The 25,382-nt window shown below is 42.7% G+C and carries 14 protein-coding genes, 6 tRNA genes and 4 pseudogenes; 2 read left to right on the plus strand and 22 right to left on the minus strand.

The window, feature by feature from the left end; genetic code table 11:
* Positions 1 to 31 precede the first annotated feature (31 nt).
* Both N4T56_RS13665 and N4T56_RS13670 read right to left on the minus strand, forming a co-directional pair.
* Positions 32 to 2,887, minus strand: a complete 2,856-nt coding sequence (locus tag N4T56_RS13665; protein ID WP_390904057.1) for a M16 family metallopeptidase — start codon at positions 2,885 to 2,887, stop codon at positions 32 to 34.
* Between the two features lie 87 nt (positions 2,888 to 2,974).
* Entirely contained in the window at positions 2,975 to 3,394 is a 420-nt protein-coding gene (locus N4T56_RS13670; protein ID WP_261733617.1) for a YqaA family protein, read from the minus strand.
* A 311-nt stretch (positions 3,395 to 3,705) separates the two neighbouring features.
* Here N4T56_RS13670 and N4T56_RS13675 point away from each other — a divergent pair, with 311 nt between their 5' ends.
* Positions 3,706 to 4,956 carry a dicarboxylate/amino acid:cation symporter gene (locus N4T56_RS13675; RefSeq protein WP_261733618.1) on the plus strand — a complete coding sequence of 417 codons (1,251 nt, stop codon included), beginning with the start codon at positions 3,706 to 3,708 and terminating at the stop codon, positions 4,954 to 4,956.
* A 105-nt stretch (positions 4,957 to 5,061) separates the two neighbouring features.
* Here the strand turns inward: N4T56_RS13675 and N4T56_RS13680 are convergent, their stop codons facing one another.
* The 18 genes and pseudogenes from N4T56_RS13680 to recA all read right to left on the minus strand — a co-directional run bounded on the left by N4T56_RS13680 (position 5,062) and on the right by recA (position 20,381).
* Positions 5,062 to 6,225: an alginate export family protein gene (locus N4T56_RS13680; RefSeq protein WP_261734831.1), complete on the minus strand. Its 1,164-nt coding sequence runs from the start codon at positions 6,223 to 6,225 to the stop codon at positions 5,062 to 5,064.
* 169 nt (positions 6,226 to 6,394) lie between these two features.
* Positions 6,395 to 7,268 (minus strand): annotated as a pseudogene (locus tag N4T56_RS13685) (ABC transporter ATP-binding protein).
* Positions 7,269 to 7,278: 10 nt separating this feature from the next.
* On the minus strand, positions 7,279 to 8,199 hold the full coding sequence (locus tag N4T56_RS13690; protein ID WP_261734832.1) for an ABC transporter permease: 921 nt from the start codon (positions 8,197 to 8,199) through the stop codon (positions 7,279 to 7,281).
* A 348-nt stretch (positions 8,200 to 8,547) separates the two neighbouring features.
* A pseudogene (locus tag N4T56_RS22825) lies at positions 8,548 to 9,422 on the minus strand (CmpA/NrtA family ABC transporter substrate-binding protein).
* Entirely contained in the window at positions 9,340 to 9,672 is a 333-nt protein-coding gene (locus N4T56_RS22830) for an ABC transporter substrate-binding protein (protein ID WP_390904058.1), read from the minus strand. Before N4T56_RS22830 ends, N4T56_RS22825 begins: the two are co-directional and overlap by 83 nt.
* Positions 9,673 to 10,076: 404 nt before the next feature.
* On the minus strand, positions 10,077 to 11,207 hold the full coding sequence (locus tag N4T56_RS13700; RefSeq protein WP_261733619.1) for a sodium ion-translocating decarboxylase subunit beta: 1,131 nt from the start codon (positions 11,205 to 11,207) through the stop codon (positions 10,077 to 10,079).
* Between the two features lie 9 nt (positions 11,208 to 11,216).
* Positions 11,217 to 13,007, minus strand: a complete 1,791-nt coding sequence (oadA, locus tag N4T56_RS13705) for a sodium-extruding oxaloacetate decarboxylase subunit alpha (protein ID WP_261733620.1) — start codon at positions 13,005 to 13,007, stop codon at positions 11,217 to 11,219.
* Positions 13,008 to 13,020: 13 nt separating this feature from the next.
* A complete protein-coding gene (locus tag N4T56_RS13710; protein ID WP_261733621.1) occupies positions 13,021 to 13,263 on the minus strand; it encodes an OadG family protein in 243 nt (80 codons plus the stop codon).
* Between the two features lie 724 nt (positions 13,264 to 13,987).
* Positions 13,988 to 14,242 (minus strand): annotated as a pseudogene (locus tag N4T56_RS22835) (hypothetical protein).
* Positions 14,243 to 14,518: 276 nt separating this feature from the next.
* Positions 14,519 to 14,595 (minus strand) — tRNA-Arg (locus N4T56_RS13720).
* A gap of 68 nt (positions 14,596 to 14,663) precedes the next feature.
* A tRNA-Ser gene (locus N4T56_RS13725) sits at positions 14,664 to 14,755 on the minus strand.
* Positions 14,756 to 14,762: 7 nt separating this feature from the next.
* Positions 14,763 to 14,839 (minus strand) — tRNA-Arg (locus N4T56_RS13730).
* Between the two features lie 27 nt (positions 14,840 to 14,866).
* Positions 14,867 to 14,943: transfer RNA gene (locus tag N4T56_RS13735), tRNA-Arg, on the minus strand.
* A gap of 27 nt (positions 14,944 to 14,970) precedes the next feature.
* A tRNA-Arg gene (locus N4T56_RS13740) sits at positions 14,971 to 15,047 on the minus strand.
* A gap of 23 nt (positions 15,048 to 15,070) precedes the next feature.
* A tRNA-Ser gene (locus N4T56_RS13745) sits at positions 15,071 to 15,162 on the minus strand.
* Between the two features lie 250 nt (positions 15,163 to 15,412).
* A complete protein-coding gene (csrA, locus tag N4T56_RS13750) occupies positions 15,413 to 15,610 on the minus strand; it encodes a carbon storage regulator CsrA (RefSeq protein ID WP_188917397.1) in 198 nt (65 codons plus the stop codon).
* 425 nt (positions 15,611 to 16,035) lie between these two features.
* Positions 16,036 to 18,660, minus strand: a complete 2,625-nt coding sequence (gene alaS / locus N4T56_RS13755; RefSeq protein ID WP_261733622.1) for an alanine--tRNA ligase — start codon at positions 18,658 to 18,660, stop codon at positions 16,036 to 16,038.
* Positions 18,661 to 19,319: 659 nt separating this feature from the next.
* Positions 19,320 to 20,381, minus strand: a complete 1,062-nt coding sequence (gene recA / locus N4T56_RS13760) for a recombinase RecA (RefSeq protein ID WP_261733623.1) — start codon at positions 20,379 to 20,381, stop codon at positions 19,320 to 19,322.
* Positions 20,382 to 20,666: 285 nt separating this feature from the next.
* Here recA and mutS point away from each other — a divergent pair, with 285 nt between their 5' ends.
* The gene (gene mutS / locus N4T56_RS13765) at positions 20,667 to 23,243 is read left to right on the plus strand and encodes a DNA mismatch repair protein MutS (protein WP_261733624.1); all 2,577 of its coding nucleotides are present in this window, start codon (positions 20,667 to 20,669) and stop codon (positions 23,241 to 23,243) included.
* A 95-nt stretch (positions 23,244 to 23,338) separates the two neighbouring features.
* On the opposite strand, the gene rpoS is transcribed toward mutS, so the two are convergent.
* Both rpoS and N4T56_RS13775 read right to left on the minus strand, forming a co-directional pair.
* The gene (gene rpoS, locus N4T56_RS13770; RefSeq protein ID WP_261733625.1) at positions 23,339 to 24,310 is read right to left on the minus strand and encodes an RNA polymerase sigma factor RpoS; all 972 of its coding nucleotides are present in this window, start codon (positions 24,308 to 24,310) and stop codon (positions 23,339 to 23,341) included.
* A gap of 79 nt (positions 24,311 to 24,389) precedes the next feature.
* A pseudogene (locus N4T56_RS13775) lies at positions 24,390 to 25,321 on the minus strand (peptidoglycan DD-metalloendopeptidase family protein).
* Positions 25,322 to 25,382: the final 61 nt, after the last annotated feature.

A 25,382-nucleotide genomic window follows, 5' to 3' on the forward strand; every position in this document is an offset into this window, starting at 1 on the left:
CAGTGTTAACCAAAGCGTATCAATTGTTCAACTAGTCAGCAAGTGTTAGTGTTTCAACCTGATAGCCTAATGCTTTTATGCTAGGTTCAACGCTGGTTTTATCACCCACGACCAGAATAACCATATCATCAATGTTCAACAGTTGACTCGCCAGTTGGTTTAGCTCTTGAGTTGAAATGTTATTGACGATTTTATCTTGCTCTGCGGTAAAATTGCTGTCGAGTTGATAACGTTGAATCATCCGTAAAAAACCGGCTTTTTGATACGGTGTTTCGTACTCAAGCGCTTGACCTTGGGCAATAGAGCTACGCATAAAGTTAAGCTCATCATCTGTCATGCCTTTTGCTTGGTAAGCGGTTAGCTCATTAACAAACTCCGTTAATGCATCGGCAGTCACGTCACTGCGGACGCTAGCGTAAGCCATAAACTCACCAGAGTCTTCAGCACCTACAAACATGGTTCGAGCACCGTAGGTATAGCCTTTTTCTTCACGCAAATTAAGGTTAATACGACTATTAAATGCACCGCCTAATGGATAGTTCATCAGGTAAGCTTTAAAGTAATCGCCTGTGGCATCATAAGCTAACGATGTTTTACCTAGAGTAATAACTGACTGCGCTGCACCTGGTTTATCAATCAAATAAACAGTGTTTTTAGGGTGCGTGGGTGATGCAGCTAATGGTGCAACTTGAGTCGCCTCGCCCTGCCATTGTGAAAATAATGATAGTTTAGGCATTAACTGCTGTTGATTTAAATCAGACACCACCACCATTTGCGCATTACCCGCACGATATTGTTGCTGATAATATTGTTTAACGTCATCTAACGTTAGGGCTGACAAAGACTTAACCGTACCATTGCTGCTCACTCCCATTGGGCTGTTAGTACCGTAAAGTAATGCTTTAAAGCCCGTACTGGCAATGTAGTTAGGGTCTGATAATTGGTGTTGTAAGCCTTGGATAGCTTGTTGTTTAACGCGATCAAAGTCTGCCTGTAAAAAACCAGGGCTAAATAAACGCTCTTCAACTAGAGCCAAGGTCGCATCGAGGTTTTCAGTTAAGCTCGAGACTTTAATGTAACTTTGAGAACTGCTCGCGCCAAATGAAATACTTGAACCTAGCATGTCTAATGCACCAGCAAGCTCTTCACTACTGCGTTTGCTGCTTGATTCATTAAGCATAGACGCCGTTAAATCGGCAACACCGGCTTTATCTAGCGAAGCTAAACGATGACCGCCATCAAGGTATATTAATAGCTCTACGGTTGGCGTTTCGTTGCTTTCTGTGCCCATCACACTGATGCCATTTTCAAGCTTGGCTTGCCACAGTTGTGGCACAGTAAGCAACGGAGCGGCTGACGATGTTGGCATTTTACTGCGATCAAAAGATGACTTAGCAAATGCTGTACCCGTTAATCCGGTAACCGCTTCTTGCGCTATCGGCATAACCTTAGGTGTAAAGTTGTCTTCATGAGCAATTAACTGTGTTTGCCCTTCTGGTACCACACTCATTACGACCATAGGTTTGTTTTTAATGTAGGTGTTAAATACCCGCATGACGTCGGATTTAGTGACGTTGGCATAACGCGCAAGATCAGAGGCTACCATGTCAGGTTGCCCAAAAAAGGTTTGATTGGCAGCGAGTGTCGACACCTTGCCTTGCACACTTTGCATGCCAAAAATGGTGTCGGCCTCAAACTGTACTTTCACTTTTTGTAGGTCGTCATTGGTCACGCCGCGCTGTTCAAACTCGGCAATGGTTTGATTCACTTTTGTTTCAATGTCAGCGAGGTTACCGCCTTTTGCAGGATTAGCAACAGCATACAACGACATTTGGCATGCAAGCTCCTGACATGGGTGACTCACACCTGCTTGCACTGCAAAGCCTTCTTTCACTAGATTTTTATAAATAAGCGATGTTTTACCGCCGCCTAAGATATTGGCCAATAAGTCGAGCGCGGCCTCATCTTTATGTTGTGCGTATACGGTTGGAAAGCCGATATAAAGCAGTGGTAAATGAACTTTGTCTTCCATAGAAATATAACGGGTTTTATCTAAAGTGACTGCCGTTTTAGCATCGGGCTTCACTTCAGAGTCGCGCGGAATTTCGCCAAAGTATTTGTTAACCCAGGCTAAGGTTTGCGCTTCATCAAAGTCACCACCTATGGTCAAGGTGGCATTGTTTGGTCCGTACCAACGTTGGAAAAAATGTTTAACATCGCTTGAGGTAGCACGGTCTAAATCTTCAGGCCAGCCAATCACTGGCCACGAATAAGGGTGTCCTGCTGGGTACAGTGCTTGGTTGAAGCGTTCATTTAAGCGTCCATATGGGCGATTATCAATGCGCTGAGCACGTTCGTTCTTTACTGTTTCACGTTGCACTTCAAACTTTTTGTCGGTTAATGCGGGCAGTAAAAAGCCCATGCGATCAGACTCTAACCAGAGCATTTTTTCTAGCTGGTTGCTCGGTACGGTTTCAAAGTAATTGGTTCGGTCAGTATTTGTGGTGCCGTTTAAGGTGCCACCGGCCTCTGTAATCACTTTAAAATGTTGTTCGTCTGCGACATGTTGTGAGCCTTGGAACATCATGTGTTCGAATAAATGCGCAAAACCACTGCGCCCGGCAAGTTCACGGGCTGAACCAACATGGTAAGTCACATCAACATGCACTAATGGATCTGATTTATCTTGATGTAAAATCACCGTCAGGCCATTAGCAAGTTGATACTTTTTATAGGGGATACTGACTTGATTTTCTGCCTGAGCAACGGCTTCAATTAAACTAACGCCTTGAGGTAATGCAGAAACTTGTTGTACTTCGTGGGCACAGCCTGCCAGTGCAGCACTGATGACACTGGCCAACAACCATTTTTTTAAATGTAATTTCAAAATCGAGTCCTTCCTGTTAACAAAACGTCTAGCGCACTACAGACTTGTTATGCACTAGCCGATTAATTCTAGATTCATTTTATCTTGTCATACCGACATAAAGATGAAAACAATCACACTGTAACGTAATATTTTTCCCGCAAAAATCAGTAATGTTGATGCCATTAATGGCCACTTTAACCAGCCAGCAAGTAGACATAGTACATCACCGATAAGTGGCAACCAGGATAATAACAACGCCCAAATACCATAACGTTCAACCCACACTAAGGCCGTTTGATGAGATTTGCTTTGAATGTCTTGTGGGTTTTTAGCCACCCGACCAGCACGGCCTAAACCATAACTGGTCATGGCGCCTAAGGTGTTACCTAACGTGGCCATTAATAATAATTGCCACCACATAGAGGGAACGTCATTGAGTAACGCCACCAGCAACACCTCTGAACCGCCCGGTAATAAAGTAGCCGCTAAAAAGGCGCCGGAGAACATCATCCACAAACTGGTCATGACTTATCTTATTGTCTCGTAATAAAGGGTTGAGTTAACGGGCTATAGCTTCGACCAACAAAAGTTGGTTTTGTTATTGAAATAGGTTAAAAAACAGTAAAAAAATTAAAGTTATAATAACAAACCCACTTATTCTTATAAGTTATAACAAAATAACGTTGTCTGCTATGAGTTCAGTTCATACAATGCGATTAATATTTATTAACCTTATGCGGAATGACTGGACGTTTTGTAACGCCACACTCCGCTATTTAGCCCATTAATATGCCATCCACTTGGTATTACAGCGTGGGCTTACATTTGGAATTGACATGATACTGCAAACGCTCAATCGTATTCCGTTTTGGCAAAAAGTCATTGCGGGTTTTGTTTTAGGCACCTTAACTGGCATTGGTCTGGGTGAATCAGCCATCATATTAAAACCGCTTGGCGATTTGTTTATTAGTGCGATTAAAATGTTGGTCGCGCCTCTAGTATTTTGTGCCATTGTGGTCAGTATTACCTCTCTAGGCTCGCAATCAAACTTAAAAAGACTGAGCTTTAAAACGTTGGCCATGTTTATGTTTACGGGAACAGTGGCATCGTTTATTGGTTTAACTATTGGTAGCCTTATCGACATGGGCGGTAACCTTGCGCTAGCCACATCAGAGGTGCGCGAACGTGATATACCTGGCTTTGCCCAAGTGTTATTAAACATGATCCCAGTTAACCCATTTGCCTCATTGGCAGAGGGTAATGTGCTGCAAATTATTGTATTTGCTGCGTTGGTGGGCATTGCGATTAATGCTGTAGGCGAAAAAGCCGTAGCCTTAAAAAATACCATTGAAGCGGGCGCGGAAGTCATGTTCCAGTTAACGCGTATGGTGCTTAAATTAACACCTATTGGTGTATTTGGTTTAATGGCTTGGGTAGTAGGCGAATATGGCTTAAGCACACTTTTACCGTTAGGTAAGTTTATTATGGCGATTTATATCGCCGCGCTTATTCACATTATTGTTGTTTACGGTGGCCTAGTGAAATTTGCTGCGGGGTTAAGCCCATTACAGTTTTTCCGCAAAGCCATGCCTGCGCAAGTCGTGGCATTTAGTACGGCATCCAGTTTTGGTACTTTACCAGCCAGCACACGCTGCACTGAAGCGATGGGGGTGTCAAAACGCTATAGCGCATTTGTACTGCCACTAGGCGCAACCATGAATATGGACGGTTGTGGTGGTATCTACCCTGCCATTGCTGCGATATTTATTGCACAAATTTACGGTATTCCATTAGATATGACCGATTATATGTTAATTGCCGTTACGGCTACGGTTGCCTCTGTGGGTACAGCAGGTGTGCCTGGTAGTGCGATGGTAATGCTAACCGTAACATTAGGCGTAATTGGTTTACCCCTTGAAGGTATTGCTTTTATTGCGGCCATTGACCGTATTATTGATATGATCCGCACCGCGACTAATGTCACAGGCGACATGATGACCGCAGTTGTTATTGGTAAAAGTGAAGGTCAGTTAGATGTAGATAAGTTTTATGCAGATGAATCAACCGCACCGCAAACTCAGGGTTAATCTTTAGCATAATATTAATAATACCCGGGCGGTACCAGCAACCAAAAAAACAAAAAGCGAGCATCAATTGATGCTCGCTTTTTTTAGTTATAGCACACTAATAAATTAGAACTTAGCGTTTGCCCATAACCATACTTTATCAGCATCAACTTTACCGGCACCGGCATCGCCCGCAGAATAAGCAGCATATTTAACACCGACAGTATAATGCTTATCGATTGGTAAGCTAAATACCGCGTCTATTTCGTTACCTAAATCACTCACTGTGGCACTTGAGTCATCGGCTTCAAAATCGTGGTAAACCAATGCCCATTTACCGCCGGCGACTTTACCGCTAACTGATACATATGTATCAGCTAAGCCTTGTGCTGGTGTAGCCAAGAATTGGTCTGCCCAACCATTAAACGCATGCAAGGTCGCTAATGGCGTTGAAAATCCATATTCGCCATCGTCTGAACCCAATAGCTCATATCCAAGCTTAACCGTTAAACCACTAAAGCCTACACCCACTTCTGCAAGCATATAATCAGTAGAATATGATGTCGTTGCGGTATCTGTGTCTTGAGTTGCATAATCTACTGTATAAAGTAGTTTGACGTTATCAAAATCTTTAGCACCCGCAAAGCGAATACCATAAGTGTCAATACCATTTTCTACGTTGGTATCTTCTTCAAGTAAGTAACCATATGCACTTAGCTTACCCAAATCTAAATTGTAAGATGCATTAAACACGTGATCTTTTGAGTCAATGTCTTTTACTTCTGCAAAAATACGGTTACGTTTGTAAATGTAACCATAATCAACAGTGAAATCGTTAATAGCATATTGCATGGTCACTGCATCAAAGGTTTGACGGTCTTGACGCCAGCCTACATGCCCAATAAAACGCATATTATCTAGAGCCATCACTTGACGGCCGACTTTAGCTTTAAAGCCATCGCGTTTATATTGTAAAAAAGCTTGGTCTAACTCAGTGGTTTCAGGATCGGCAATCACAGAGTAAGCAGTATTATTACCAATAGCATCGTTATAATCATTTACCCCAGCAAGACTGCGAGAATCTTCAAATTCAACTAATGCACTTAATCCATAATACTCGGCCGTAGCAAACGTTAAACGAGTGCGTAAAGTCAACGCATCAGCATCTTTTAAGGCATTATCTTGATCGACTGATTCATAACGTAAATTTAAGTTTACTTTTGCCGTACCTTGAGTGATTGCATCAGCTACTGAATTAACATTGGTGTCTGCAGCATTTGCACTGCCCATTGCCAATAATAATGAACAGCTTAATGCTGATACTGTCGCTTTTTTAAATGAGGTTAAATTTAAACAAGCTTTACCCGCAACTTGACTCGCAAGCAGTTTATTTTTCATCTTTTATCCCTTGAATGTTTTATTATTACACGTTGTTGTGTGTACTTAAGCCGCTTGCAAGCTAACTGTTATTAATGGTAACGACTTTGTTAATTGTTTGCTGTGACATATCTTGCATTTTATTTACTTGTTTAATTTGAGGCAGTGGTTCAACCTTGCGCTGCTTTTCGTACAGGAATTTAAGGACTTCAGAACGCAATCGGTTGTATTCAGTATCTTGAGCTAAGGCTAAGCGGTTTCTGGGACGCTCAAGCTCAACCGATAAAACCTCCCCCACGGTGGCTTCGGAGCCATTGGTCATCATGACAATTTTGTCTGACAGCAATACGGCTTCATCGACATCGTGAGTAATCATAATCACGGTATTATTGAGCTGACTTTGAATTTCCATTAACGAATCTTGCATATGTGCTCGGGTGAGTGCATCGAGTGCGCCAAAGGGTTCATCCATTAATAGCACTTCTGGTTGCATGGCAAGCGCACGCGCAATACCGACACGCTGCTTCATACCACCAGAGATTTCACCGGGGCGTTTGTGCATAGCATGATCCATGTGTACCAGCTGCAAATTATGCTCAATCCATTGTTTCATTTCGGTTTTATTCATTTTTCCAGCAAAGACTTGTTTTACAGCCAACTCAACGTTTTGATAGGCACTCAGCCAGGGCAATAATGAGTGATTTTGAAACACCACAGCCCGCTCTGACTTCAGGGGCTTTGACTTCTGTATTTTTTAAAATCACCCCACCAGAACTGGCTTGATATAACCCAGCAACAATATTTAATACTGTTGATTTACCGCAACCAGAGTGACCAATTAACGAGACAAACTCACCCTGGTTTATCTTCAAATTAACGTCTTTGAGGGCAGTAAATGATCCCTTAGGTGTTGGAAAAACCATATCAACACCACTGATATCTAAAAATGTGCTCATTGTGTTTTCCTTATTGATCCCAAGAAACCCAGCGTTGTAACGCTAAAATGCCGCGGTCGAGTAAAAAGCCAATAAAGCCAATTACCACGACGGCAGCCATAATGCGCGCTAATGAATCAGAACTGCCATTTTGAAACTCATCCCAAACAAACTTACCTAAGCCTGGGTTTTGGGCTAACATTTCGGCGGCAATTAATACCATCCAGGCCACACCCAGCGATAAACGCATCCCGGTAAAAATCATTGGAATGGACGCGGGTAACACAATTTTTTGTACATGGGTGATGGCCGACAATCGCAGTACTTTACTGACATTTATTAAGTCACTATCTATACTCGACACCCCAATCGCGGTATTGATAATCATCGGCCACACGCTACACAGGGTGACGGTCAACATCGAATTAATAAACGATTTTGATACTATAGGATCAGGCGACACATACACCGCACTCACCACCATAGTGACCAAAGGCAACCAAGCCAGTGGTGATACCGGTTTAAAAATTTGAATAATGGGGTTGATTGCCGCTTGTAAGCTGCGGCTTAGCCCCATCCAAATGCCTAAGGGAATGGCGATAACCGCAGCCAATATAAAGCCACTCATCACAGTCACTAAACTCGTGACAATTTGATCCCAAAAGGTTTCTTTACCGGTGTAGCCACGAATTTTGGCTTCATAGTTTGGATCTTTTGCCAGCCGAGCCGCATTACGCGTTTCTTGGCGTTCAAAAAATGCCTGTGCTTTTTCGCGCTCGTTAACATGTTCTTGATATAAATTTTCAAACTGTGTCACTACCGCAACCGATCCCGGAAACTTACCCAAAGACGTATCGATACTATTGGCGGTCACTGTCCATATGCTTAAAAATATGGCAATACCAATAAACGGTAACAAGATCACTTTACTGAGCTCGGCCATTTTCACCATCACTGCTGCCACCTTGTCTCGTTCCATTAAGCGATGTTGTGTCATCGACGTTAGACTATTCACCCCAGACTCCTTAGCCGTGTATTACAGCTTGTCACCTTGCTTTAAACCAATCGAAAATGAATTGATGTATGCATTCGGCTGAGTTCCGTCGTAGACTAAATTATCGATAAAGTGAGTTTGCGGCGCTTTAAACCCGCTTTCGTTGCTAAAGTCAGGAAACGCACTTGCAGGGATTAATTTGTCGTCGATTAGTGATAGTGCAGCTTTAGCGTAAAGGTCAGGACGATAAACCTTAGCGGCAACATCTTTGTACCAATCGTCTGATTGATCTTGTTCAATTTGGCTTCAACGGCGCATTTGAGTTAAATACCAAATCGCATCTGAATAGTATGGGTACGTGGCGTTATGTCTAAAAAACACATTAAAGTCTGGCACTGCACGCTTGTCGCCTTTTTCATATTCAAAGGTGCCTGTCATGCTGTTGGCAATCACGTCGTAATCTGCGCCGACATAGTTAGGTTGTGACAATATTTTTACCGCTTCAGGGCGGTTAGCATTGTTATTGTCATCCAGCCACTTTGCAGCGCGAATGAGTGCGCGTGTTAAGCGTATTGTGGTGTTTGGGTATTTTTCAGCAAACTGTGCCGTGATACCAAAGACTTTTTCTGGGTTATTTTTCCAAATTTCATAATCTGTCACTACCGGAACGCCAATGCCTTTAAACACCGCCTGTTGGTTCCAAGGCTCACCAACGCAATATCCGTAAATAGTGCCAGCCTCAAGTGTTGAAGGCATTTGTGGTGGCGGCGTTACCGACAATAACGCTTGTGCGTCAATTTGCCCTGATGTATCACCTTTGTGCGGCGCATAAAAGCCTGGGTGAATCCCCCTGCCGCTAACCAATAACGTAACTCGTAGTTGTGAGTCGATACAGGAAATACCATACCCATATTAAATGGCTTACCCGCCGCATTAAATTCTTCAACAACCGGCTTTAATGAGTCGGCTGTAATAGGGTGAACTGGCTTTCCATCAGCTTGCTTGGCAATGTTCGGCTTCATTTTTGCCCACACATCATTTGAAACCGTAATCGCATTACCATTTAGATCCATTGAAAATGGCGTAATAATATGGGCTTTAGTCCCATAACCTATGGTGGCAGCAATAGGCTGCACTCGCAAGCATGTGCGCGCCATCAAGGCGACCGTCAATAACACCATCAAGTAAGACTTTCCAGTTGGCTTGTGCTTCGATGCTGACGTACAGGCCTTCTTCTTCGAAATAGCCTTTTTCATACGCGACAGCTATCGGTGCCATATCGGTTAATTTGATAAAACCAAATTTAAGCTCTTCTTTTTCTGGATAGCCTATTTCAGCATTGACCGAAGTGATACTTAGGCTGGTGCCAATTGCTATCCCCAAGATAAGCGGCTTAAGCATCTGCTGTGTTATCGATGTTGTCCAAGTCATATTCATTCCCCATTGATAAAAATTGCCCACAAAAAAGGCGCCTCGGATATCCATAAAGGAATATCTCGATAGCGCCTTTGCTAAAAATTAATTTTTACACGTTACATATCAGTTAGTTAGGTAAAAACTTAACACTTAATCACTCATACAGAATGTTTAACATGTGTAAATATTAATATTCATCATTCGTGCCAATCTGTTAAATACATGATTTAACAACAATTGTTAAATTTTGGTTAACAACCAGTAATACCATAACAGTGCAACATTACAGCATTAACGCACCAATATGTTCCAAAAGAGGTAGGCCGTAAACGAAAAAGCCAGTGCAAGGCACTGGCTTTATTAAAGATAAAATCATGGTGTTGAAACAACCATTTTATGGTTATATCGACAACTTGGGATTAGCCCAGCACCGCAAGCAAGACACCGGCAGCAACCGCACTACCCAGCACACCCGCAACGTTTGTACCCATGGCATGCATAAGCAAAAAGTTTTGATTATTAGACTCTAGAGCCACTTTATTCACCACCCTCGCAGCCATTGGCACCGCAGAAACACCTGCTGCACCAATCAATGGATTCACTTTACCGCCAGACAACTTACACATCAGCTTAGCCATTAATACGCCAGTCGCAGTACCAATACTAAATGCCACAGCACCCAAAACTAAAATACCGAGGGTTTCGATACGCAAAAACTGCTCTGCAGACAATTTAGAGCCCACTGCCAGCCCCAAGAAAATCGTCACAATGTTGATTAATTCGTTTTGTGCCGTTTTAGACAAACGATCAACCACCCCCGACTCGCGCATTAAGTTACCCAGACAAAACATGCCCACTAATGGCGTCGCTGCAGGTAAAAACAGAATGGTCATGCCCAATACCATCAATGGGAAAATGATTTTCTCTTTTTTGCTGACTTCGCGCAGCTGCTCCATTTTAATTTCACGTTCAGCTTTGGTGGTCAGTAATTTCATTATTGGCGGCTGAATTAATGGCACCAAGGCCATGTATGAATAAGCAGCAACCGCAATGGCACCCAGTAACTCAGGCGCCAGCTTAGAGGCTAAGAAAATCGCGGTTGGTCCATCTGCACCACCAATAATGGCAATTGCAGCAGCATCTTGCATACTAAACTCAAACCCAGGCACTAAATTAAGCCCAATGGCACCCAGTAAGGTTGCAAAAATACCAAACTGCGCCGCCGCACCTAACAATAATGTTTTAGGGTTAGCGATCAAGGCTCCAAAATCGGTTAAAGCACCCACGCCCATAAAGATAAGCAGTGGAAAAATACCGGTTTCAATACCCACATGATAGGCGTAATACAGTAAGCCGCCCTCGTCAGTAAAGCCCGCATTCGGAATGTTCGCTAAAATAGCACCAAAGCCGATTGGCAGTAATAATAGTGGTTCAAAGCCTTTAGCTATGGCTAAAAACAGCAATAAACAGCCCACGCCCATCATTAATAATTGGCCGCCAGTAAAGTTAGCGACCCCAGTTTCTGACCAAAAGGCCATTAATCCTTCCATTTCGACCTCTTATGCTAATGCAAGTAATGCTGAACCCACAGTCACACTGTCACCTTGCTTAACAGCAAGGTTTGCGACAACACCATCTTGCTGAGCACGAATTTCGGTTTCCATTTTCATTGCTTCAAGAATAATCAACACTTCACCCGCTTTAACCGCTTGACCATTGTTAACGAGCACCTTAAAGATGTTACCCGACAAAGGCGCAGCCATAGTACATTTAACCTCACCCGTAGGCGCAGAGGGAGCCGCTGCAACGGGGCTAGGGCTTGCCGATACTGGTGCTGCTGTTGGAGTAATTTGACTGATATCGCCGCCTTCACTGACTTCAACAACAAAGCTTTGACCTTCTACATTGACCGTATAAGTTTGCGGCTCGTTGTCAGCGCTCACTTTTACCTTGAGGTCATCGGCACTAGGAACGGGTTCAAACGCATCTGGATTGCCGCGATTTTTCAAGAACTGCAAACCAATTTGATTAAATAGTGCGTAGGTCATGACGTCGTCATCAGATTCAGTGGCTAACGCAAACCCTTGCTCTTGGGCTTTTTCTGCTAATTCTGTGCGTAATTTATCAAGCTCTGGAGCAATCAAATCTGCAGGGCGGCATGTAATAGGCTGTTCACCTTTTAATACGCGTGCTTGCAGCTCAGCATTGACAGGTGCTGGCGTAGCGCCATACTCACCTTTTAATACGCCTTCGGTTTCTTTAGTCATCGACTTGTAACGCTCACCCATCAATACGTTAATCACTGACTGAGAGCCAACAATTTGTGATGTGGGTGTCACTAAAGGTAAAAAACCCAGATCTTCACGCACCCGTGGGATCTCTTCAAGCACGGCATCCATTTTGTCTGCTGCGCCCTGCTCTTTTAATTGGTTTTCCATGTTGGTTAGCATGCCGCCAGGCACTTGAGCACGTAAAATACGTGAATCAATCCCTTTTAATGCACCTTCAAAACGGACGTACTTTTTACGAACATCTCGGAAATAAGCGGCTATCTCTTCAAGCAACACCATGTCATAGCCGGTCGCTCTGTCGGTATCTTCAACCATAGCAACAAGCGTTTCAGTGGCGCTGTGACCATAGGTTTGGCTCATTGATGATATCGCGGTATCTAAAACATCGACTCCTGCCTCAATAGCTTTTTGATAGGTTGCCGTACTTAAGCCTGTTGTAGCATGGCAATGCATTGAGACCATTAGGTCTGTTTGCGACTTTAAGCGGCTAATGAGTTCATAAGCTTGCATCGGCTTGAGTAAACCCGCCATGTCTTTAATACATAAAGAATCTGCGCCCATGTCTTCTAAACGCTTAGCCATATCCACCCAGGTATCGATGGTATGCACGGGGCTTGTGGTAAATGAAATGGTGCCTTGGGCATGCCCGCCAACGTTCTTAACGGCTTTTACAGCGGTTTCAAGGTTACGCACATCGTTCATTGCATCAAAAATACGGAATACGTCCACACCATTGGTATGAGCGCGCTCAACAAAGCGAGTCACAACATCATCGGCATAATGACGGTAGCCTAAAAGATTTTGCCCACGCAATAACATTTGTTGCGGCGTATTTGGCATGGCTTTCTTTAATTCACGAATACGATCCCAAGGATCTTCACCAAGATAACGAATACAAGAGTCAAAAGTCGCTCCGCCCCAAGACTCTAGAGACCAAAAGCCCACCTTGTCTAGCAAAGGGGCAATCGGCAACATATCGTCAATACGTAAACGTGTTGCGAGTAATGATTGATGGGCGTCACGCAGTACGACATCGGTTAATGCTAATGGCTTGCTCATAATGACTCCAAAATTATTTTGCGCGGTATTGATGTATCGCAGAGGTGATTGCAGCCACTAACTTAGGATCTAAGTGAGTGACTACCGCTGTATTAGAAGGTGCTTGCGGTGCGGGAATATCCGCCACCGGTGCAGGAAAAAGCTTTGCGACAATGCCAATACCTACGATTAAGATACTTAAAAAAGTAAACACTAAGCCCATGCCCATTATCATGATGCCCAGCGCATCCGATAATTGCTCAGATATCGATGTCATGTTTCCTCACTTTTTATCAAACAATTAAAATCAGCTGATTTGATGAATATGTTTTAAATCAATGCCCTATAGAGGTTTACTTCGCCGTTTGTTCTAAAAAACAATCTCACATTGACTCACACATTAACGGCAAGCTAATTAAGCAAGCATAAACATTCATACCAAACGTCATTCAACACCGTGGTTTATCTGAGTAAAACGGCTTATTTAAACACGTTAAACTCAAAATCTTGTCACAAAATATAAACAAAAAACAGTTACAATACTATCCCTTTGTAAATTGGTCTTACCAAAATAAATGCCCAATCTCAGTGCAGGTTAACAAAGTTCAAAATAGTCACCTAAAAAATAAAGATTCAATAATATTTATGCCTTTTTTTGTTGATACATAACAAAATCTGTAAAAGTAACGATTTTGCAACATGATAAAATAGTGCAAATAAATCGTCACCTTAAACAAAAACTGTTTATTTACTCACTTTATATGAATATAAATACACTTCAATCATGTGTTGCCCTTTTTTAGACATAGGTATCGTTTACCAATCTTACTCTTTAACCTCAAGTGATAAAAATGACCATGATCGACCAAGGTAGGTCAGAGCCATGACAAACAGCTGAGTTTTAAATGATAGCTAACGGTCTACAAGCCTGAGATAAGATTAACAATAATGAAGGTTACAGATAATAGAAGGGATATTTGGGCTCAAAGGCTCATAGCCACCTAGTTCAAATCAGTTAATACCAAAGGCTCATGGAAGCCGCCACGATTGATATGATGACTAGGGTCTGTTGATCTTTCAAGATTGTTTTTGCAGCGAATTGTTGGTCTTTTATACAAGGCAGAGACTTTGAGGTGTAGTTATTCTACATAAAAAGTCGATAACGCAGTAAAAATGGCCAACAAATGCTGCCTGAAAGGTTCGGCTAAAAACGTTTTACTCTTTGTTGAATGGATTTTGCTTAGATGACTAGGCATCAATCCATTCGCCTCGATTAAAACGTTTTTAACTCGAACAAAATTCAAACAGCAAAGATCAACAGACCCTAGGTGCAGATATCCATCATGGCGGGTAAATCTGATACCCAAAGCCGAATATATGGGAGCAATTGAGTATCAGAAGTTGTCGTTATTATCTCTTGCAATAAGAGAGGATTCATAAATGGTATTAATGACGATAAGTTAATGACTGTTCAGCATTGTATATTTTACCCATAAAAAAACGCCCTGTAATCATACAGGGCGTTTCTATTATGGTGCGCGTGGGAGGATTCGAACCTCCGACCGCCTGGTTCGTAGCCAGGTACTCTATCCAGCTGAGCTACACGCGCAAAATCGGTACAACATGCCAATCAATATTTTTATGTTTACTACTGTAGTTAACAAATAAAATAATGAATGGCGGAGAAGGAGGGATTCGAACCCTCGATGGGATTTAAAGCCCATACTCCCTTAGCAGGGGAGCGCCTTCGGCCACTCGGCCACCTCTCCGCAAAAATGGTGCGCGTGGGAGGATTCGAACCTCCGACCGCCTGGTTCGTAGCCAGGTACTCTATCCAGCTGAGCTACACGCGCGAAATTTGGGTTTTGGTGCAATATGAATGGTGCGCGTGGGAGGATTCGAACCTCCGACCGCCTGGTTCGTAGCCAGGTACTCTATCCAGCTGAGCTACACGCGCATTCATATTTATCACATTAATAGTTAATGGTGCGGATGGGAGGATTCGAACCTCCGACCGCCTGGTTCGTAGCCAGGTACTCTATCCAGCTGAGCTACATCCGCATCGATTTAACTATTGTAAGAAATGGCGGAGAAGGAGGGATTCGAACCCTCGATGGGAGTTAAAGCCCATACTCCCTTAGCAGGGGAGCGCCTTCGGCCACTCGGCCACCTCTCCGTTTTCTTGGCGCACATATTACTGTTTGACGAAAATAAGTCAAACCCTTTTTAGGAAACCTAACTTCATTTGGACTGTTTTTAATCACATTGGAGATAATAGCTTCAAATACTCATGAAAACTGTATTCTTTTTTGCGAATATTATTTTAAAAAATGATTTTGAAAGATTATTTAAAACGGCTTATTTACCCAAAAAACAAAAAAGCCAGCAAATGCTGACTTAGTTTATATCGGACAAATATGCCGAAACTAGTAATTTCCACCTTCAGAAGGTGAACCTGACTTCTCAGACTGAATACGTTGGTAGATCTCTTCACGGTGAACAGACACTTCTTTTGGTGCATTAACACCAATACGTACCTGGTTACCTTTAACACCTAAAACCGTAACGGTGACTTCATCACCAATCATTAATGTTTCGCCTACACGACGAGTCAAAATTAGCATTCGGTTGCTCCTTTAGTTCAATCTGCATAACACGCTTTGTCCGTAATATGCGTTCATTATAATGTCTGCACTTAATAAAATCATAGTATCTATTTCAAAATACGTCGGTTTATAAGGCATTATCTATTCGGAAAACTTAAAATCTTGGCGATAAACCATTTATTCATACATGACGACTTAAAATAGGCCGCATTTATCATCACGTCGTTAAATCAATCTAAACAGTAAAATCAAACGCAAAACATCCGATATAACACTGGAGTCTAAAGACGCTAAATTAACACGAGTACAAAGCTCAACAAACTCTTCTACCGCTAACAAGTCACTTCACTATGCCAAATCTACTGTTCGCACTCAAGTTATAAAGTTGAATATCATAGACTTTATAACTTAAGTGTCGACTAAATCATGAAATCATGAATAAATTAGCTCAAGCGCTCAGATATCCATGGTTCAACAGATGCTAATGCAGCGGCAAGATTTTCAGGTTGAGTACCGCCAGCTTGCGCCATATCAGGACGCCCGCCACCTTTACCACCTACCTGCTGAGCAACCATTGCAACTAACTCACCCGCTTTAACTTGTTTAGTTAAGTCATTGCTCACACCTGCAATCAGGTTTACTTTGCCGTCTTTCGCGGTGCCAAGCACAATAATGGCTGATTTAAGCTTTTGCTTTAACTCATCTTGTAAACCGCGTAGTGAACCTGGGTCTACACCTTCCATCATTTTAACCAGCACTTTCACGCCATTCACATCAATCGCATCACCGGCCATATCTGCACTTGCTGCAGCGGCTAACTTATCTTTAAGTTGCGATAAGTCTTTCTCAAGTTGTTTCACTTTATCAAGCTGGGCTTTTAACTTAGCGACCACTGACGCGTTGTCAGATTTTAGTAACTGCGCAGCTTCATCTAGCATAGCTTGTTGCTCGGCTACATAACTCATTGCCGCAGCACCGGTAACCGCTTCAATCCGGCGAACGCCAGCAGCAATACCGCCTTCTGAAGTGATTTTAAACAACCCAATATCACCCGTACGGCCAACATGAGTACCACCACACAGCTCGATAGAGAAATCGCCCATTGTGACCACGCGCACCTGATCATCGTACTTTTCACCAAACAGCGCCATTGCGCCCTTTTCTTTGGCTTCATCAATGGCCATTTCAGCCGTTTTTAATTGATGGTTACGACGAATTTGAGTATTAACAAGATCTTCAATCGTTTTCAACTCAGAGGGCTTAACGGCTTCAAAGTGTGAAAAGTCAAATCGTAAACGCTCTGGATTCACAAGTGAGCCTTTTTGCGTCACGTGAGAACCTAATACCTGACGCAGTGCAGCATGCAACAAGTGAGTCACAGAATGGTTTAATTGCGTGCGGTGACGTAATTTTTTATCCACTTGCGCAGATAAGGCTTGCCCGACAACTAATTGCCCTTGAGCTAATTCGCCTTGATGGCCGGTAGCTTGACCAAATTTTTGAGTATCGTTAACGGTAAACTCAATTCCTTGTGTACTTAACACACCTTTGTCACCAACCTGCCCGCCTGACTCTGCATAAAATGGGGTGTTGGCTAACACAACAATGGCTTTTTGACCTGCGGTGACGCTTTCTACGGCGTTGCCATCAACATATAACCCAGTCACAGTCGACTCACCCGTTAACTCGCTATATCCACAAAATTGGGTTTCAGCATCAATGATTAAATTGCTGTTGTAATCTGCTCCAAAGTTACCTGCGGCTTGTGCACGGCTTCTTTGTTCGGCCATTGCAGCTTCAAAACCTGCTTCATCAACATTAATGTCACGTTCACGGCAAACATCAGCGGTCAAATCAACAGGGAAACCATAAGTGTCATACAATTTAAAAACGGTTTCACCATCTAAGGTGTCGCCTTTAAGACCGTTTAATGCGCCATCTAGAATAACCAAGCCACGCTCAAGAGTGCGGGCAAATTGCTCTTCTTCGGCTTTTAATGCTTTTTCAACGATAGCTTGCATGGCTTTTAAGCCGTTTGCAGCATCGCCCATCACGCTGATTAATGTTGGGACTAATTTATAAAAAAACGCTTCGTTAGCGCCCAACTTGTTACCATGACGCACAGCGCGGCGAATAATACGGCGTAGTACATATCCACGGCCTTCGTTTGATGGCATAACGCCATCTGCAACTAAAAATGCGCACGAGCGAATATGGTCAGCAATAACGCGGAGCGATTTATTTTCTAAATCAGATACGCCAATAATCTCTGCGGCTTTAGCTATTAATTGCTTAAAGATATCGATCTCGTAGTTTGAATGTACACCTTGCATAATGGCAGCAATACGCTCAATCCCCATACCTGTATCCACAGAAGGCTTAGGTAAAGGCAGCATTTCACCGTCTGCTTGACGGTTATATTGCATAAATACGATGTTCCAAATTTCAATAAAACGATCGCCATCTTCTTCAGGAGTGCCAGGGCGGCCTCCCCAAATGTGGTCGCCATGATCATAGAAAATTTCACTACATGCACCACTGGAATCGGTATCACCCATCTGCCAGAAGTTATCTGATGCGTAAGCTGCACCTTTATTATCACCTATACGGATCATGTTCTCAGGAGCAATACCAATTTTTTGAGTCCAGATATCATACGCTTCATCATCGGTTTCATAGATAGTGACGCATAGACGCTCTTTAGGTAGCTTTAGAGTTTCAGTTAAAAAGGTCCATGCAAATCGAATGGCGTCCTCTTTGAAGTAATCACCAAAACTGAAGTTACCTAGCATTTCAAAAAAAGTGTGGTGACGCGCGGTATAACCTACGTTGTCTAAGTCATTGTGCTTACCACCTGCACGAACACAACGTTGAGAAGTGGTTGCGCGCGTATAATTACGCTTATCCATGCCTAGGAACACATCTTTAAATTGGTTCATACCCGCATTGGTAAATAACAGTGTTGGGTCGTTTGTGGGAACGAGTGAGCTGCTATCAACAACCTGATGTCCGTTATCTTCAAAGTACTTTAAAAAAGCACTTCTTAACTCTGCTGTAGTCTGAAACATGAAATGGCCCTGAAATAGAAGAATACAAAAGTAACCAACTTGACACGCAAGCCAGTAAATGTAGGCATTATATACTGAATTTAAGGGAATAAGCGAGACGAGTAAACCGATTATCATCTGAGCAAAAAACGATAATTACTCAATAGTTTTATCGCACAAATGCCGCAATAGCACAGTTATTAGCATCGACCATTGTGTTAAGGACATATAATAGCCTTGAGCTTTGCCAGAAAAGGGCTTGTTCTATTTATTGCTCATTCAAATGATGTAACTTTTGCTAGGGTCTGTTGATGTTTCAAGATTGTTTTTGCAGCGAATTGTTGGTCTTTACTCACATATATAACTGCGCGGCAGAGACTTTGAGGTGTAGTTATTCTACATAAAAAGTCGATAACGCAGTAAAAATGGCCAACAAACGCTGCCTGAAAGGTTCGGCTAAAAACGTTTTACTCTTTGTTGAATGATTCTTTGCAAATAAAGAGTTGCTTAGATGACTAGGCATCAATCAATTCGCCTCGATTAAAACGTTTTTAACTCGAACAAAATTCAAACATCAAAGATCAACAGACCCTAGGCTCCAAAACAAAAAAGTCGCGGTGCGTAACAAACGCAACCACGACAGATTAAGCACACAGGCTCATAAAATAAGCAAACCTAGATTAAAATACTTCACCCGTTTCTAAATCAATGTTTTCATCGCCATCTTCAGCATTGGCTAAACTGTTGCCACTTGCTAATAATAGCGAACGCAGTGTGGTGTCAATTTCATTGGCGATTGCTGGGTTTTCAATTAGGTATTTACCGGCGTTAGCACGGCCTTGACCAATTTTGTCACCTTTATAGCTGTACCATGCGCCGGCTTTATCCACTATTTTGTGCTGTACACCTAAATCAACTAATTCACCGGTGCGGTTAATCCCTTGACCATAAAGAATTTGGAATTCAGCTTGCTTAAATGGTGCTGCAATTTTGTTTTTAACGACTTTAACGCGAGTTTCGTTACCCACCACTTCATCACCGTCTTTCACCGCGCCTGTACGACGGATATCTAAACGAACAGATGCGTAAAACTTAAGTGCATTACCACCGGTTGTAGTTTCAGGGTTACCAAACATCACACCAATCTTCATACGGATTTGGTTAATGAAGATAAGCAAAGTATTTGACTGCTTAAGGTTACCCGCAAGCTTACGCATTGCCTGGCTCATCATGCGTGCCGCTAAACCCATATGTGAATCACCAATTTCACCTTCGATTTCAGCTTTAGGTGTTAGTGCGGCTACCGAGTCAACAATAATTACATCAACAGCGCCAGAGCGAGTTAAGGCATCACAAATCTCAAGCGCTTGTTCACCTGTGTCTGGCTGAGAACACAGTAAGTTGTCGATATCAACGCCCAGCTTTTTAGCGTATATAGGATCCAGTGCATGCTCAGCATCGATAAACGCACAGGTTTTACCTTCACGTTGTGCCGCTGCAATGACCTCTAGCGTTAATGTGGTTTTACCTGATGACTCTGATCCGTAAATTTCAACGATACGACCCATTGGTAAACCACCGGCACCTAAGGCGACGTCTAATGAAAGTGAACCGGTAGAGATAGTTTCAACATCCATTGTGCGATCTTCGCCCAATTTCATAATTGAGCCTTTACCAAATTGCTTTTCAATTTGGCCTAAAACGGCGGCTAGTGCTTTCTCTTTGTTTGGATCAACCTTCATTGTAAAACCCTCTTAAGGCATTCAATACGTTTAGTAAAATGCGTTTTGTATTTAGGTGAAATGTTGTAACTCATCTCAATATGTTCATCAGTATACTGTATAGTCATACAGTATCAAGTACTGATCGTAATTTTTTTTATTTCAAGTTAATTTGCCTTTTGACATCAACATTTTACCCTACAAGCAATTTTTATTATGAATTGATTTATACCCCGAAGATAAAAATTGTTAAGATTAGCGCCATAAAGTTTCGTGCCCCAAGATTGATAAAGTGAAGAGTCCATAATGACTGTAATTGATACCAGCGATTTAGAAAAACATACCCCGATGATGCGACAATATTTGAGCTTAAAAGCCGCTCATGCTGACATGTTGCTATTCTATCGAATGGGTGATTTTTACGAGTTATTTTATGATGATGCTAAAAAAGCCTCTGAACTGCTGGGTATTTCGTTAACAGCTCGAGGTAAGAGTGGGGGTGACCCAATTCCAATGGCCGGCATTCCTTACCATGCCGTTGAAGGGTATTTAGCTAAATTGGTTCAAATAGGCCAATCTGTGGCTATTTGCGAGCAAATTGGCGATCCTGCTACCTCAAAAGGCTCGGTTGAGCGACAAGTAGTGCGCATTGTGACTCCGGGCACATTAACCGATGAAGCACTATTACAAGAAAAACAAGACAACCTACTTGCAGCACTTTATCAAGGTAAAAGTGGTTTTGGCTATGCCACACTTGATATCTCGTCAGGGCGTTTTATCATTGCCGAATTACCAACACGCGAAGCATTAGAAGCCGAACTTCAGCGCACCCACCCTGCGGAGTTACTCTACAGCGAAGATTTTACTGACATGTTATTAATCAATAACATGAAAGGTATTCGCCGCCGCCCCGAATGGGAGTTTGATTACGACACCTGCATCAATCTATTGCTCAACCAATTTGGTACCAAAGATTTACATGGTTTTGGTATAAGTGATGCGCGCTTGGCGTTACAAGCCGCGGGTTGCTTAATGCAATATGTCAAAGACACCCAAAAAATGGCCTTACCGCATATCAATTCCATTGTGCGATTCAATCAGTCTGAATCAATCATCTTAGATGCTGCAACGCGTCGAAATTTAGAGCTAACCCAAAATTTATCAGGTGGACATGACAACACTCTTGCCTGGGTACTCGATAATACAGCAACGCCTATGGGCAGCCGCATGTTGCAACGCTGGATCCATGAGCCACTTCGCGACCGCCAAGCAATTCAATTACGCCACGGTGCGGTCAATGAATTAATAGAAAACGACCTTTACCACACTCTGCATGAGCAACTAAAAAGTTTAGGCGATATTGAACGTATTATGGCTCGTCTTGCCCTGCGAAGCGCCAGACCACGAGATTTTTCACGTTTAAAGCAAGCGTTAGCATTATTGCCGACAATCCAGCAAACATTGTCTCAATGTCAACAGCCACAAATGATGACATTAGCGACCCAATTGGGCGAGTTTCCTGAGCAGCATGACCTGCTCGAACGCGCAATTGTCGATAACCCACCGATGTTAATTCGCGATGGCGGCGTGATTAAAACGGGCTACCATGCAGAGTTAGATGAGTGGCGTAAATTGAGCGAAGGCGCGAGTGATTATTTGGTTGAACTTGAAGCCCGTGAAAAACAACAAACTGGGATCAATACCTTAAAAGTTGGCTATAACCGCGTACATGGTTATTACATTGAAGTCAGCCGCTTACAAGCTGACAAAGTCCCTTTGAGTTATCAACGACGCCAAACATTAAAAGGCACTGAACGCTACATCACCCCAGAGCTTAAAGAGTACGAAGAAAAAGTCCTTTCGAGCCAGGGCAAAGCGCTCGCATTAGAAAAACAGTTATGGGAACAATTATTTGATTTACTGTTACCTAAACTGCAAGAGCTACAAAGTTTTGCAACTGCCGCCGCACAGTTAGATGTATTGAGTAACTTTGCTGAGCGTGCAGAAACGCTCAATTATCAATGCCCACAGATGACAAACGATATCGGGGTTCATATCGATGCTGGCCGTCACCCTGTCGTTGAGCAGGTCAGTCAATCTGCCTTTATTGCCAACCCTGTAAGCTTGACCCCACAGCGTAAAATGTTGATTGTAACCGATCCTAATATGGGCGGTAAATCAACTTACATGCGCCAGGTTGCCTTAATTACTTTAATGGCTCACATTGGTTGCTTTGTGCCTGCAGAGGCGGCACAAATAGGTGAAATAGATCGAATCTTTACCCGCATTGGCGCATCTGACGATCTGGCATCGGGCCGATCAACCTTTATGGTCGAGATGACCGAAACCGCCAATATTCTCCATAATGCCACCGCCAATAGCTTAGTGTTAATGGATGAAATTGGCCGCGGAACCTCAACCTACGATGGTTTATCGCTAGCATGGTCTGCTGCTGAATACCTCGCTAAACAAGTCAGTGCCCTCACTTTATTTGCGACCCATTATTTTGAACTAACTCAATTGCCTGAGATATTACCCGCAGTAGTGAATGTTCACTTAGATGCAATTGAACATGACGATACCATTGCCTTTATGCATGCCGTTCAGGAGGGAGCTGCCAGTAAGAGTTATGGTTTACAAGTTGCCGCATTAGCCGGTGTACCCAATCAAGTGATTAAGGCTGCCAAGTATAAGCTGCATCAACTCGAAAATCGCGATATAACAGCTGCAGAACAAGTACCAAGTCAGGTGAGCATGAATTTACTGGCGCCAATGCCGGAACCTTCGCCTGCGATGGATAAGCTGGCACAAATAAACCCTGATGATTTTACACCTAAGCAGGCATTGGACTTATTGTATGAGCTAAAAAAGCTAGCCAATTAAGCGTAAAATGTAAACAATAAAAAAGGACACGCCAATGTGTCCTTATACTATTCATATCATGGTGCGGCTTAGCTTAGCCGCACACTTTCCACTAGCTAGTCTCTAAAAAGCGCTTCCACTGATAAACCTTGCGAGCCTAATAGGTCTTTTAAACGTTTTAACGCCTCTACCTGAATTTGACGAACACGCTCACGTGTTAAACCGATTTCAGCACCGACATTTTCAAGTGTTGATGGCTCATAACCTAATAAACCAAAGCGCCTTGCCAATACTTCACGTTGCTTAGTGTTGAGCTCGTTTAACCAACCTACAATAGAGTTTGATAAGTCTTCGTTTTGTACGCGATGATCTGGCTCTACCGAGTCATCATCGGCAATCACGTCTAATAATGCTTTTTCGTTTTCACCGCCAATCGGTGAGTCAACTGAAGTAATTTTCTCATTCAATTTTAGCATGCGGCTAACATCGCCGGTTGATACATCAAGTTTTTCAGCAATTTCTTCTGCTGTGGGTTCGTGGTCCAGTTTTTGCGCCAGCTGTCTTGCGGTACGCAAATACACATTTAATTCTTTCACCACGTGGATGGGAAGCCTAATTGTGCGTGTTTGATTCATGATCGCACGTTCAATGGTTTGTCTGATCCACCAAGTCGCATAAGTAGAAAAACGGAAACCGCGCTCAGGATCAAATTTTTCTACCGCTCTGATCAGGCCTAAATTGCCTTCTTCAATAAGATCGAGCAATGCCAAACCACGATTGTTGTATCTTCGGGAAATTTTAACAACGAGACGCAAATTACTTTCGATCATACGGTTACGAGATTTTTCGCAGCCTTTAAGGGATTTACGTGAAAAATAAACTTCTTCTTCAGCTGTTAGCAGCGGAGAAAAACCAATTTCACCTAAATATAATTGAGTGGCGTCGAGATTTTTTTGAAGATCATCTTGGATCTTTTCTTCGATATCGAGTTGCTGCACCAAATCGCCATTATTGGTTGCAACCTCTTGTGGTTGTTTAGCTTGATCGACAAGTTGTTCTGCTGAAGCAGTACTTTTTTTGCGGCTCATAATTGCTCTCCCAAACCTAATTTTGTGGTATGTAATCTACTGCACTAGCCTATCCTCCGTTATTTATGTTGCTAAACTATTACTGTTTAGGTAGATATCGTAATGGGTTTACTGACTTACCGTGATAACGTACTTCAAAGTGAAGCATGACTTGGTTTGTCCCGGTACTGCCCATTTTTGCAACTGTTTGCCCTGCGTTAACATATTGCTTTTCTTTAACCATTATCGTGTCTGTATGAGCGTAAGCACTTAAATAATCATCGTTATGTTTAATAATCACTAAGTTACCATATCCTCGCAACGCATTACCCGCGTACACGACCCTTCCATCAGCAGCGGCTTTAATAATATCTCCGCGGTTACCAGCAATCTTAATACCTTGATTGCCTTGTTCCGATGTCGAAAAATATCCAATAATTCGACCTCTAACTGGCCAGTGCCATTGCTGAACTTGTTTTGGCAAGCTGGCGGTTGCACCAACTGCACTTTGGTTAACATTTTGTTGGGTAGTTGTTACAGAATACGCAGGCTTTAAATTGTGATCAAGATCTTTTTTCGTTCTGTTTAAAACAGGCGCTGCACTTGAGTTTGCCGAAGAGTTTGAAACGATTGTTTTATTTTCAGAACGACTGGGGGTGTAGAGTAAGGTACCGTTGCAGCATTTGTTTGCACTGCTGGCACATAAGGTTGTGAAGATTTTGGGTTCGACGATACTGTTTTCTTTGCCAAGACCAAATTAAGCATTTGCCCTGGATAAATCGTATAAGGGGCTTGTAAATTATTCTCACGCGCCAGCTCAACAAAATTACGCCCCGCCCCCCACGCTATCGAATACAGGGTATCGCCCTTCTTTACCTGGTATTGATGGCTTTTTAACGAACCTTTGTGGTAACGAGGATCATAATTAATCGATGATAAACTATCTACCGGCGCAGGACGATCAGCTTGAAAACTACATCCTGTCAGCATAATTGCTAAGACCAAACAATTTGGCCAACCGGTTTTCATCAAACTAAGTCCTTTAGGAAATACACAAGAATAAGGTGAAAGTGTAATCTAGCACGTTTAAAAC

The organism is Shewanella phaeophyticola, assembly GCF_025398315.1.
Taxonomy (GTDB): Bacteria; Pseudomonadota; Gammaproteobacteria; order Enterobacterales; family Shewanellaceae; genus Shewanella; species Shewanella phaeophyticola.

Bases quoted from the DNA above. Each gene is read 5' to 3' on its own strand.
- N4T56_RS13710 (WP_261733621.1), bottom strand. From the start codon at position 13,263: ATGACATCGATATCTGAGCAATTATCGGATGCGCTGGGCATCATGATA.
- N4T56_RS22830 (WP_390904058.1), bottom strand. From the start codon at position 9,672: ATGACTTGGACAACATCGATAACACAGCAGATGCTTAAGCCGCTTATC.
- N4T56_RS13700 (WP_261733619.1), bottom strand. From the start codon at position 11,207: ATGGAAGGATTAATGGCCTTTTGGTCAGAAACTGGGGTCGCTAACTTT.
- N4T56_RS13670 (WP_261733617.1), bottom strand. From the start codon at position 3,394: ATGACCAGTTTGTGGATGATGTTCTCCGGCGCCTTTTTAGCGGCTACT.
- N4T56_RS13675 (WP_261733618.1), top strand. From the start codon at position 3,706: ATGATACTGCAAACGCTCAATCGTATTCCGTTTTGGCAAAAAGTCATT.
- alaS (WP_261733622.1), bottom strand. From the start codon at position 18,660: ATGTTTCAGACTACAGCAGAGTTAAGAAGTGCTTTTTTAAAGTACTTT.
- oadA (WP_261733620.1), bottom strand. From the start codon at position 13,007: ATGAGCAAGCCATTAGCATTAACCGATGTCGTACTGCGTGACGCCCAT.
- recA (WP_261733623.1), bottom strand. From the start codon at position 20,381: ATGAAGGTTGATCCAAACAAAGAGAAAGCACTAGCCGCCGTTTTAGGC.
- csrA (WP_188917397.1), bottom strand. From the start codon at position 15,610: ATGCTAATTTTGACTCGTCGTGTAGGCGAAACATTAATGATTGGTGAT.
- rpoS (WP_261733625.1), bottom strand. From the start codon at position 24,310: ATGAGCCGCAAAAAAAGTACTGCTTCAGCAGAACAACTTGTCGATCAA.
- N4T56_RS13690 (WP_261734832.1), bottom strand. From the start codon at position 8,199: ATGGTGAAAATGGCCGAGCTCAGTAAAGTGATCTTGTTACCGTTTATT.
- mutS (WP_261733624.1), top strand. From the start codon at position 20,667: ATGACTGTAATTGATACCAGCGATTTAGAAAAACATACCCCGATGATG.
- N4T56_RS13680 (WP_261734831.1), bottom strand. From the start codon at position 6,225: ATGGGCAGTGCAAATGCTGCAGACACCAATGTTAATTCAGTAGCTGAT.